This window comes from uncultured Thermus sp., assembly GCF_938010445.1.
Taxonomy (GTDB): Bacteria; Deinococcota; Deinococci; order Deinococcales; family Thermaceae; genus Thermus; species Thermus altitudinis.
Genome location: NZ_CALLUR010000038.1, coordinates 1 through 9,703, shown reverse-complemented (window position 1 = coordinate 9,703; position 9,703 = coordinate 1). Strand labels below are relative to the sequence as shown.

The window sequence follows — 9,703 nt, the reverse complement described above, 5'->3', positions numbered from 1 at the left end:
CCTTCCCCTCCTGCTTTTCTCCTTGGTGGTGCCCGTGGTTCTGGCTTCGGTGCGGGCCACCCTGGGCCTGGTGGAGGGATTGCCCCTAGGGGAGGTGGCCCCGTGGTGGCAGCTCCTTTTGGTCTTTGATGTGGTCTACCTTACCGCCAGTGCCCTTCTTTTCCCCTTGGTTATGGAAGGTTAGGGCCTGGGGTATGGGGGCCACAGATTTTTCACCTGGCCCTTGGCTATGCTAGGGGCCGTGGAGGTCAAGATGCTAAAAGCAGCGCAACCCGACCGGCCTGATGCCCTCACCTGGGTTTTCCTGGGGCTAGGGCTTTTGCTCCTGCCCGTGGGGCTTTACCTGGCCCTTGCCGCTCCTCCCGATGTGAACCAAGGCTACCTGGCCCGGATCATGTACCTGCACGTGCCCGGGGCCTGGCTGGGGTACCTGGCCTTTTTCGTCACCTTCCTCTACTCCCTCCTCTACCTCTTCCGCCAGGACCCCCGGTACGAGCGGGTGGCCCTGGCCAGCGCCGAAATCGGCCTGGTCTTCATGGGCCTCGCCCTGGTGACGGGGATGCTCTGGGCCCGGCCCACCTGGGGGGTCTACTGGACCTGGGAGCCCCGGCTTACCACCACCGCCATCCTCTTCGCCGTCTACGTGGGCTACTTCCTCCTTAGGGGGGCCATAGAGGACCCCGAGTTAAGGAGGAAGGCGGCGGCGGCGGTGGGCATCTTGGGCTTCATCAACGTGCCCATCAGCTACCTGTCGGTGAAGTGGTGGCGGAGCCTGCACCAGACCCAGTCCATTGACCTCACCACCGGCAAGATCCACATGGACCCGGCCATGCTTCAGGCCCTCCTCTTTAACCTCTTCGTCTTCACCCTCCTCTACCTGGGCTTTGTCCGTTTCCGCTCCCTGTTGGCTGCCATAGAGGATCGCCAGGAGGAGGCATGAGCGAGGTCTTCGTCACCTGGGTCTATGCCCTCACCTACCTCACGGTCTTCGGCTACCTGGCCTACCTCTTTTGGCGTTACCGGAGGACGCGATGAAGGCCAAATACCTGATCGGCCTCTTGCTGATCCTGGGGGCCTTGGCCTACCTCATCTTTGGCGGCTTGGGCCAGAACCTGGTCTACTTCCTCACCCCCTCCGAGTACCTCCAGGACCAGGCCCGCTACCAAAACCGCCCCGTGCGCTTGGGGGGTTTGGTGAAGGAGGGGACGGTCCGCTACGACAAGGACCAGCTGGAGCTGCGCTTTATCCTCACCGACGGGGTGGCGGAGGTGCCGGTGGTGCACAAGGGTACGCCTCCGGGCATGTTCAAAGAGGGGCAGGGGGTGGTGGTGGAAGGGCGCTTTGGGGAAGGGGTCTTCCAGGGGACCAATCTCCTGGTAAAGCACTCCGAGGCTTACCAGGCGCCCAAGGCGGGCTGGACCCCGGAGGAAGTGCGCAAGCTGATTGAGGAGGCCAAATGACCCCGGCCCTTCTTGGCAACCTGGGCGTGAGCCTGGCCCTAGCCTTTAGCCTCCTGGGCCTGGCCCTTTCCCTTCTCGCCTACCACCAAGGGGACGGGCGCTTCTTGAGGGGGGCCAAGGCTTTGGTGGCCCCGGCCTTCTTGGCGGCTTTGGCTGCCTTCTTGGCCCTGGAATGGGCCCTTATCACCCATGACTTCAGCGTGGCCTACGTGGCCCGCAACCACTCGGTCCAGGACCCCCTTTGGGTCACCCTGGTAACCCCCTGGGCGGCCCTCGAGGGGAGCATCCTCCTTTGGGGGCTCCTGCAGACCCTGTACACCTTCCTGGCCAGCCGCAAGCCTCTGGACCCCTGGCGGGCCTCCTTGGTGCTGGCGGTGCTCTTCGGCATCCAGGTCTTCTTCTTCGGGGTCATGGCCACCATCGCCAGTCCCTTCCAGACCCTCCCCAACCCCCCGGCGGACGGCACTGGGCCCAACCCCCTCCTGCAGAACCACTGGATGATGGCCGTGCATCCCGTGCTCATGTACCTGGGTTTCGTGGGCCTCAGCGTGCCCTTTGCCTATGCGGTGGCCGCCATGGTGGCCAGGCGCTACCAGACCTGGGTGGGGGAGACCCGCTGGTGGACCCTGATCGCCTGGGGCTTCCTTACCGCGGGTAAGGTGGCGGGGATGTGGTGGAGCTACGAGGTCTTGGGCTGGGGAGGGTACTGGGCCTGGGACCCGGTGGAAAACGCCTCCTTCATCCCCTGGCTTCTGGCCACCGCCTTCCTGCACACCGCCATCGTGCAGGAGACCCGAGGGGCCTTTAAGGCCTGGAACTTCGCCTTCGTGACCCTGGCCTTTGCTGCCACGGTGCTGGGCACCTTCCTCACCCGTAGCGGGGTGATCCAGTCGGTGCACGCCTTCGCCGAGGGGCCGGTGGGGCCGGTTTTCCTGGGGTTCTTCCTCCTTTCCACCGCCTTGGGCCTAGGCCTCCTTTCCCGGGTGAGCCGGGAGGTGCGGGACACCGTGGTCTTCCGGCCCCTTTCCCGGGAGGGGGCCTTGCTCTTGGGGGCCTTTTTCTTCGCCGGCTGGGCCTTGGTGGTGGTCTTGGGCACCTTCTACCCCCTCTTGGTGGAGGCCTTTGCTGGGGCCAAGGTGAGCGTGGGGGCCCCCTTTTTCAATCAGGTTTCCGCACCCATAGGGGCGGGGCTCCTCCTCCTCATGGGGGTGGGGCCCCTCTTGCCTTGGCGTAGGCCCAGGGCGGAGGTTTTCCGCAACCTCTACCTCCTCCTGGGGGTTCTCCTTTTGGGCACCTTGGGGGGACTCCTTCGGGGCTACACCCTGGGGGCCTCCTTGGCGGTGGGGCTTTTCCTCTACAACACGGCCGCCATCCTCCTCCTGGTGCGGGAAGGGGTCCTGGCCCGGGTGAAGGCGGGGCTTTCCCCATGGGGCTTTTTGGCGAACCGCAGGCGGGTGGGGAGCTTGGTGGTGCACTTTGCCGTGGCCCTCATGGGGCTTGGCATCGCCTTCAGCCAGACCTACCGCTTGGAAAGCGAGAAGACCCTTTACCGGGGCCAGGCCTGGGAGGTGGGGGGGGTGCGCATGGAGCTTTTGGGGGTGCGGGCCCTGGACGAGGGAAGGCGGTTTGCCGTGGAGGCTTCCTTGCGTACGGACCGCTTTGGGGAGGTGCGGCCCAGGCTTCACTTCTACCCCCAGATGAACTCCCCTTTGCCCGCCCCCAAGGTGGTCTACACCCCAGGCAACGACTACTACTTCCTCCTCATGGACTTTGACCGGGAAAAGGGGGAGTGGGCCTCCATCCGGCTCATCGTCACCCCCTTGGTCTTCTGGATGTGGGTGGCGGGAGGGCTTATGGCCTTGGGCACCCTTTACATCCTCTGGCCGGTGGCCAGGCGGGAGGAGCTTAAGGGGGTGAGCCCGGCGTGAGGCTTCCCATGGGGAGCAGCGTGAGAAACTGGCTTTGGCTCCTTTTGGTCCTGGCCCTGGGAGGGCTTTTCTACTGGGGGATGCAGCGCAACCCCAAGGAGCTGCCCTCGGTGCTGGCCAAGGAGCGCCGTCCGGCTCCGGACTTCACCTTGCCGCTCCTTCCCCCTTACCGGGAAGAGTGGGGGGAGGCTCTAAGGCTTTCCGATTACCTAGGGAAAAAGCCCATTGTGCTAAACTTCTGGGCCAGTTGGTGCTACCCCGCCTGCTACGAGGAGGCCCCGGTCCTCGAGGCCACCTGGCGCCGGTATAAGGACCAGGTACTCTTCGTGGGCATCAACACCCAGGACAAGGAAGGGGAGGCCCTGCGCTTCATCCAGCAGTTTGGCCTCACCTTCCCCCAGGTGTTTGATCCTCGAGGCCGGGTGGGGGTGGACTACGGCATGTACGGGGTTCCGGAAACCTTCCTCATCGATGGGGAGGGCCGGGTAAGGGTGCGGCATGCGGGGGCCATAGACCAGGCCAGCTTGGAGGGGTACCTGAAGGAGGTGTTGCCGTGAGGGCTTGGGCGCTTTGGTTTCTGTTCTTCCTGGGGGCTTGGGCCCAGGGTGGCCTCACCTCCCCGCCCCCCGACCTTTCCCCCGAGGTCTTCGCCATCGCCCGAGAGCTGCGCTGCCCTGTGTGCCAAGGGGAGTCGGCGGCGGAGAGCAACTCCGGGGTGGCGGTGGAGATGCGCCGCCTCATCGCCGAGATGCTAGGGGAGGGCAAGACCAAGGATGAGATCAAGGCCTTCTTCGTGGAACGCTACGGGGAGTGGATCCTCTACGAGCCTCCCAAGCGGGGGGTGACCCTTTGGGTCTGGCTGTTGCCGGTGCTGGGCCTGATCCTTTTGGGCCTGGGGCTTTTCGCCTACTTCCGCCCCAAGAAGCCCCTGCCCCCGGAGCTACTGGAGGAGGCGGAGCGCCGCCTGAAGGAGCCCCAATGATGCCCACCCTTATCTTTTTGGCCCTGTTTCTCTTGGGGCTTTTCCTGGCCCTGAGGCCCCTTTTGGGCCCCAAGGAGCCCTTCCCCGAGCCCCCTAGGCGGGAGGAGCTCCTAAGGGAGTTGGAGGTCCTTAAGGAAGAGGTGCAAAACCTGGAGGGGGAGGAGAAAAAGCTGGCCCTGGCCCGGGTGGTGGAGCTGGAAAGGGCCCTGGAGGGCTGGCGCCCCCCCAAGCCCCGCCCCTTCAACCCCTGGCCTGTGGCCTTGGCCCTGGGGGTGGTGGTCCTCCTGGGGGTGGGGCTTTGGCGCTACACCCTGCCCCGGCTTCCCGGGGAGACCACGGTGACCGCCAGGGCCGAGGCGCGGGAGCTTAAGGCCCTGCAGGACAAGGCCAAGCGCACCGGGGAGGTGGCGGACCTTCTGGCCTGGGGAAGGCGGGCCTATGAGCTCAAGGCCTTGGACCAGGCGGCGGAGGCTTACCTGGAGGTCCTCAAGAAGGACCCTAGGAACGTGGAGGCGGTGCGCCGGGTGGGGATCCTCCTTTTCATGGGGGGGAGGCCCGATGAGGCGGAGATGTTCCTAGAGATCGCCCAGCACGCCGACCCCAAGGCCGCGGAGGGCTGGCTCTTTCTGGGCAACATCTACTTCCAAAAGGGCCAGACCCAGGAGGCCATCGCCGCCTGGGAGAAGTACCTGGAGGTGGGGGGGGAGGCCCGGGAGAGGGTGGAGGGCCTCATCGCCATGGCCCGGGCCCAGGCCCAGGGGGGGAAGGATGGGAAGAGCGTCTACCAGGCCCGTTGCGCCGCCTGCCATGGGGCGGAGGCGCAAGGGGGCCTTGGGCCTAAGCTCCAGGGAAACCCCATCCTGAAGGCCCCGGAGGCGGTGAGGGAGATCGTGCTGAAGGGCCGGGGCCAGATGCCGGCGGTGCCCTTGGACGAGGGAGAGCTGAAGGCCCTTCTGGACTACCTGTCTAGCCTATGAAGCGGCGGGACCTCATCTTCTACGTCCCTGTGGCGGTGGCGGGGGGGTTTTTCCTGTGGTTGGGGGTACGTACCTACAACCTCCGCTTCCGCGCAAGGCCTGGGGTAGGGGAACCCGTGTGGAAGGAAGGGCCAAGGGTGGCGGTGGCCCGGCGGGGGGAGCTTAGGGTGTGGCAGGCCAAGGCCTTTGAATACCCCTTGCCCTTGGGGCCGCTAAGGGCCTTCCTCCTCCGCTTGCCCGAGCCGGCCCTGGGGGGGCTTTCCCTAGGGGAAGAGCATTACCTGGCCCTAAGCCGCATCTGCACCCACCAGGGGTGCACCGTGAACTACGTCCCCGACCCCGAGGCGGCCTCTATCCTCTACAACTTCCGCTACGAGAGGCCCTTCCTAGGCTGCCCCTGCCACTTTGGGGCCTTTGACCCCCTTTTGGGAGGAAAGGCCATCTATGGTCCGCCCCGCTATCCCTTGCCGCGCCTGCGCCTCGAGGCCCAAGGGGATACCCTCTACGCCACCGGGCACGAGGTGCCCCTAAGGCCCATGGAAGGTTCCTAGTCCGCAAGCCGCACCCGCACGAAGCGGTCCTTGCCCCGCTGGAGGACCCGGGGGCGGGAGAGGTCCACCTCCAGGGCCACATCCTCAATCAGCTCCCCGTCCAGCCTTAGGCCCCGGTTCTGGATGAGCCGTTTGGCCTCGGCGTTGGAGGGGGTGAGGCCCGCCAGGGTGAAAAGCCTGGCCACCCAGATCCGCCCCTCCTTGAGCTCCGAGGCGGGGATGGCCACCTCGGGAAGGCTTTCCGGGATGGCCCCCTTGGCCACCTGGTCGTAGCGCTCTTCCGCCTGGCGCACCGCCTCTGGCCCCACCCCCTTGTCCTGGCCCAAGGCCTCCCAGGCGTAGCCCAGGCTCTCGTAGAAGGCCCGGTCCATGCGGGCGGGGATGGTGGGGAGGGCGTAGGCGGCGGTGAGGAGGCGGGCCAGGACCCGGTGGGCGGGGACGGGGCCCGCCTGGAGGAGGGTTTGGACCTCGGCCTCCTCGAGGTCGGTGAGGAGGCGGAAGTAGCTTTCCAGGAGGGCATCGGGCACCCACATGAGCTTTTTGAACATCACCTCGGGGGGCTCCGAGACCCCGATGTAGTTGTCCAGGCTCTTGCTCATCTTCTCCCGCCCGTCCAGGCCCACCAGGAGGGGCATGAGGAAGGCCACCTGGGGCGGCTGGCCGTAGGCCCGTTGCACCTCCCGGCCCACCAGGAGGTTGAAGCGTTGGTCCGTGCCCCCCATCTCCACGTCGGCGCGGATGGCCACGGAGTCGTAGGCCTGGGCGAAGGGGTAGAGGAACTCGTGCAGGGAGATGGGAATGCCCTCTTCGTAGCGCTTCTTGAAGTCCTCCCTTTCCAGCATCTGGGCCACGGTCATGAGGGAGGTGAGGCGCACCACCTCCTTGAAGGTGAGGCCTTCCAGCCACTCGGAGTTGTAGCGCAGCTCAAAGAGGTGGGGTTCCTGCCTAAGGATTTTCCCCGCCTGCTCCACGTAGGTCTTGGCGTTTTCCCGGGTTTCCTCGAGGGTAAGGGGGGGCCGGGTTTTGCTCCGGCCCGAAGGATCCCCGATCATGCCGGTGAAATCCCCGATGATGAGCACCACCTTGTGCCCTAGTTCCTGGAACTGGCGCATCTTCCTCAAGACCACCGCGTGCCCCAGGTGCAGATCGGGCCGGGTGGGGTCGGCCCCCAGCTTCACCACCAAGGGCCGGCCTTCCTTTAGCTTGGCAAGCAGTTCCTCCTCAGGGATGATCTCCTCCGACCCCCGCTTGAGGAGGGCCAGGGCCTCTTCCGGGGAAAGCCTGGTGTCGCTACCCGCCATGAGCCCAAGTATACTGAAGCCAATGCGGACCCTGCTCTTTTTGGCCGTCATGGCCCTGGGCCTTTACTGGTATGCGGAGCGGTATGGCCTGGCCTTGGGCTATCCGCCCTTCTTGCCGGTTTTCTACTGGAACTATACCGGGGAGGCCAAGTATCCCCTTCGGGTAACCGGCCTTTACGATACGGTAAAGGTCAAGGTGACGGGGGATTTAAAGGAAGGCCGGCTTTCCCTTAGCCTTCTCAAGGATGGCCGGGTGGTGGGGGAGAAGGTGTACACCGGTGGCTTCCGGGAAGAGGTGCGCTTCCCAGTAAGCCCTGGGGAGTATCTCCTCCGTTTCCAGCTTCAAGGGGCCAAGGGCCAGGTGCGCTACGACTGGGTGGCCACCAAGTTTGCCCCTTAGGGCGGGGGTGTGCTACACTTAGGCCTGGTCTGCCCCTAAGGGGCACGAGGGGAGAACGATGGCGCAGAAGAAGCCCAAGAAGAACCTTTCCGCTCTCAAGCGGCACCGGCAGTCCTTGAAGCGCAGGCTCCGCAACAAGGCCAAGAAGTCGGCCATCAAGACCCTGAGCAAGAAGGCCGTTCTCTTGGCGCAGGAGGGCAAGGCGGAGGAAGCCTTGAAGATCCTGCGCCAGGCGCAAAGCCTCATAGATAAGGCGGCTAAGGGCTCTACCTTGCACAAGAACGCCGCTTCCCGCAGGAAGTCCCGGCTGATGCGCAAGGTGCAGAAGTTCCTTTCTGCCGTGAGCGCCTAGGAGGAAGAGGATGGGCAAAGGCGACCGTCGCACCCGTAGGGGCAAGATCTGGCGGGGCACCTACGGCAAGTACCGTCCGCGCAAGAAAAAGTAGGGCTACCCCCCTTGGCGAGGCCAGGGGGTGGGGTCGTTTGGGGCCCAGGGCCTAGGGACGGCCTCTAGGTTCCCTCTTCCCCTTCCATCTCCCAGGTGAGGTCGCGAAGGAGCCAGCCCCGGCCCGGAGGGCTGAGTTCCCCCGAGGCCAGGGCCTGCACCAGGTAGCGGCGCACCAGGCCCACGGGCACCCCCGAGGCGATCACCTCCCCCAGGTTGCGGCTGCCGTCCAGGAGGGCCTGGAGTTGGCCGAACTCCTCCAGGGTCTTGCCCCTTTTCCCCGGGTATTTGATGCGCAGGGCATACCAAGCGTAGCGGCGAAGGGGGTAAAGGTCCCCTTCCCTCACCCCCATGTAGGCCCGCTCCATGGCGATGAGGAGGGGGACCCCCCAGGCCTTGGCGGCGGCCCGCACGCTTTTCCCCCCCTGGAAGACCTCGTAGGGGGGCTTGGGGCGGATGGCCTCCAGGACCCGGCTGGGTGAGTCCACCAGGGTACGGAACCGGTCCCACTCGTCGTTGACCCGGGCCCACTCCCCCAAAAGGGCGGAGAAGGGCATCAGGGGTCTGTCGGCGGTGGGTGGGGTTACCTGGAAGCGGAACACCCCTTCCTGGGGATGCAGGGGGAAGCTGAAAAGGGCCTCGAGGCCTTCCCAGTCCAGGATGGCTGCCCCCACCACCTCCCCCCCGGTGAAGCGCAGGGAAAGGGGTAGGTAACCCACGGAGAGCTCCAAGACCCCGGAACGCCGGTGGCCATGGACCAACTCCAAAAGCTCCACCAGGGGAATGGCCTTCAGGTTTCCTTCCAGAAGTATCCCTCCCCTATCCGCAGGACCAAGGTGCGCCCCTCTCCCCGGTAGGCCTCGAGGGCCCGGGCCACCCTTTCTATATCTTCCTCCCGCGCCAAGGCCGCCAGGGTGGGCCCGGCCCCGCCCACAAAGGCCGCCAGGGCCCCGGCGTCTAGGGCCCCCTTTATGGCCTCTAAAACCCCCGGCATCAGGTGGGCCCGGTGGGGCTGGTGCAGGCGGTCTTGGCAGGCTTCCCGTAGGGCTTCCAGCCTTCCCGAGTAGAGGGCTGCTGGCCAAAGGGCGCTTCGGGCTAGGTTGTAGACGGCGTCGGCCAAGGGGACCATCTCCGGTAAGGCCGCCCGGGCCAGGGGGGTGGGCACCTCATAGGGCGGTACCGCCAGCACGAAAAAGACCCCTTCGGGTCTGGGCAGGGGAATGGCCAGGGGGGGATCGGCTAGGGCCGTCACGAACCCCCCGTATACCGCCGGGGCCACGTTGTCGGGGTGGCCTTCCAGGCTGGCGGCTACCCGGAAAACCCCTTCCCGCCCAAGCCTTCCCCCCGAAAGCCGGTCCGCTAGGGCCACCCCCGCCACCAAGGCGGCGGAGGAGCTTCCCATCCCCCGGGCCAGGGGGATGGGGTTGAAGGCGCGGATGCTCAGGGGTTCAGGGCGGAGGCCCAAGGCCTCCATTCCCGCCCGGTAACCCTGATGGATGAGATTGTCCGTGCCCTGCACCCGGCCTTCGCCCTCGTAGGAGAAGGTGTCCTCCTGGCTGGGTTCGGCCTCCACCTCCAGGTAGAGGTCCAGGGCCACCCCCAAGGCGTCAAACCCCGAGCCCAGGTTGGCCAGGGTGGCGGGAACATAGAGGCGGGCTG

General features: G+C 65.8%; 13 protein-coding genes and 1 pseudogene. 11 read left to right on the top strand and 3 right to left on the bottom strand.

Annotation, left to right across the window (positions count from 1 at the left end):
- The 8 genes and pseudogenes from Q0693_RS02105 to Q0693_RS02070 form a co-directional block, all read left to right on the top strand.
- Positions 1-184, top strand: a pseudogene (locus Q0693_RS02105) (cytochrome C biogenesis protein); the annotation flags it as partial.
- A gap of 69 nt (positions 185-253) precedes the next feature.
- Complete coding sequence (gene ccsA / locus Q0693_RS02100) at positions 254-940, top strand: cytochrome c biogenesis protein CcsA (RefSeq protein ID WP_298628804.1); 687 nt, start codon at positions 254-256, stop codon at positions 938-940.
- Between the two features lie 91 nt (positions 941-1,031).
- The gene (gene ccmE, locus Q0693_RS02095; protein WP_243030274.1) at positions 1,032-1,460 is read left to right on the top strand and encodes a cytochrome c maturation protein CcmE; all 429 of its coding nucleotides are present in this window, start codon (positions 1,032-1,034) and stop codon (positions 1,458-1,460) included.
- The gene (locus Q0693_RS02090) at positions 1,457-3,388 is read left to right on the top strand and encodes a cytochrome c-type biogenesis CcmF C-terminal domain-containing protein (RefSeq protein WP_298628796.1); all 1,932 of its coding nucleotides are present in this window, start codon (positions 1,457-1,459) and stop codon (positions 3,386-3,388) included. The genes ccmE and Q0693_RS02090 overlap by 4 nt, the downstream gene beginning before the upstream one ends.
- A 20-nt stretch (positions 3,389-3,408) precedes the next feature.
- Entirely contained in the window at positions 3,409-3,945 is a 537-nt protein-coding gene (locus Q0693_RS02085) for a TlpA disulfide reductase family protein (RefSeq protein ID WP_298628802.1), read from the top strand.
- 20 nt (positions 3,946-3,965) lie between these two features.
- Positions 3,966-4,370 carry a cytochrome c-type biogenesis protein CcmH gene (locus Q0693_RS02080; RefSeq protein ID WP_243030287.1) on the top strand — a complete coding sequence of 135 codons (405 nt, stop codon included), beginning with the start codon at positions 3,966-3,968 and terminating at the stop codon, positions 4,368-4,370.
- The gene (locus tag Q0693_RS02075; RefSeq protein ID WP_298628794.1) at positions 4,367-5,347 is read left to right on the top strand and encodes a c-type cytochrome; all 981 of its coding nucleotides are present in this window, start codon (positions 4,367-4,369) and stop codon (positions 5,345-5,347) included. Before Q0693_RS02080 ends, Q0693_RS02075 begins: the two co-directional genes overlap by 4 nt.
- A complete protein-coding gene (locus tag Q0693_RS02070; RefSeq protein WP_298628792.1) occupies positions 5,344-5,898 on the top strand; it encodes a Rieske 2Fe-2S domain-containing protein in 555 nt (184 codons plus the stop codon). The genes Q0693_RS02075 and Q0693_RS02070 overlap by 4 nt, the downstream gene beginning before the upstream one ends.
- Here the strand turns inward: Q0693_RS02070 and tyrS are convergent.
- Positions 5,895-7,199, bottom strand: coding sequence for a tyrosine--tRNA ligase (gene tyrS, locus Q0693_RS02065; protein ID WP_243030278.1), 1,305 nt, complete (start codon positions 7,197-7,199; stop codon positions 5,895-5,897). The genes Q0693_RS02070 and tyrS overlap by 4 nt on opposite strands.
- A 22-nt stretch (positions 7,200-7,221) precedes the next feature.
- Between tyrS and Q0693_RS02060 the strand changes: the two genes are divergently transcribed.
- Genes Q0693_RS02060 through Q0693_RS02050 form a run of 3 tightly spaced genes read left to right on the top strand, consistent with a single transcriptional unit; the run spans position 7,222 to position 8,045 of the window.
- The gene (locus Q0693_RS02060) at positions 7,222-7,599 is read left to right on the top strand and encodes a hypothetical protein (RefSeq protein ID WP_298628790.1); all 378 of its coding nucleotides are present in this window, start codon (positions 7,222-7,224) and stop codon (positions 7,597-7,599) included.
- A 58-nt stretch (positions 7,600-7,657) separates the two neighbouring features.
- Positions 7,658-7,951, top strand: coding sequence for a 30S ribosomal protein S20 (gene rpsT / locus Q0693_RS02055; RefSeq protein ID WP_243030280.1), 294 nt, complete (start codon positions 7,658-7,660; stop codon positions 7,949-7,951).
- A 10-nt stretch (positions 7,952-7,961) separates the two neighbouring features.
- Positions 7,962-8,045 carry a 30S ribosomal protein THX gene (locus Q0693_RS02050; protein WP_008632889.1) on the top strand — a complete coding sequence of 28 codons (84 nt, stop codon included), beginning with the start codon at positions 7,962-7,964 and terminating at the stop codon, positions 8,043-8,045.
- A gap of 64 nt (positions 8,046-8,109) precedes the next feature.
- Here Q0693_RS02050 and Q0693_RS02045 read toward each other — a convergent pair whose 3' ends face one another.
- Both Q0693_RS02045 and thrB read right to left on the bottom strand, forming a co-directional pair.
- Positions 8,110-8,850 (bottom strand): DUF4388 domain-containing protein, encoded by a 741-nt coding sequence (locus tag Q0693_RS02045; RefSeq protein ID WP_298628798.1) that lies wholly within the window; start codon positions 8,848-8,850, stop codon positions 8,110-8,112.
- Positions 8,835-9,703: homoserine kinase (gene thrB / locus Q0693_RS02040; RefSeq protein WP_298628789.1), on the bottom strand; the 869-nt coding region annotated here is incomplete at its 5' end. The genes Q0693_RS02045 and thrB, both read right to left, overlap by 16 nt.

Coding starts and splice junctions, on each gene's coding strand:
- ccmE (WP_243030274.1), top strand. CDS start 1,032: ATGAAGGCCAAATACCTGATCGGCCTCTTGCTGATCCTGGGGGCCTTG.
- tyrS (WP_243030278.1), bottom strand. CDS start 7,199: ATGGCGGGTAGCGACACCAGGCTTTCCCCGGAAGAGGCCCTGGCCCTC.
- Q0693_RS02060 (WP_298628790.1), top strand. CDS start 7,222: ATGCGGACCCTGCTCTTTTTGGCCGTCATGGCCCTGGGCCTTTACTGG.
- Q0693_RS02050 (WP_008632889.1), top strand. CDS start 7,962: ATGGGCAAAGGCGACCGTCGCACCCGTAGGGGCAAGATCTGGCGGGGC.
- ccsA (WP_298628804.1), top strand. CDS start 254: ATGCTAAAAGCAGCGCAACCCGACCGGCCTGATGCCCTCACCTGGGTT.
- Q0693_RS02070 (WP_298628792.1), top strand. CDS start 5,344: ATGAAGCGGCGGGACCTCATCTTCTACGTCCCTGTGGCGGTGGCGGGG.
- Q0693_RS02075 (WP_298628794.1), top strand. CDS start 4,367: ATGATGCCCACCCTTATCTTTTTGGCCCTGTTTCTCTTGGGGCTTTTC.
- rpsT (WP_243030280.1), top strand. CDS start 7,658: ATGGCGCAGAAGAAGCCCAAGAAGAACCTTTCCGCTCTCAAGCGGCAC.
- Q0693_RS02090 (WP_298628796.1), top strand. CDS start 1,457: ATGACCCCGGCCCTTCTTGGCAACCTGGGCGTGAGCCTGGCCCTAGCC.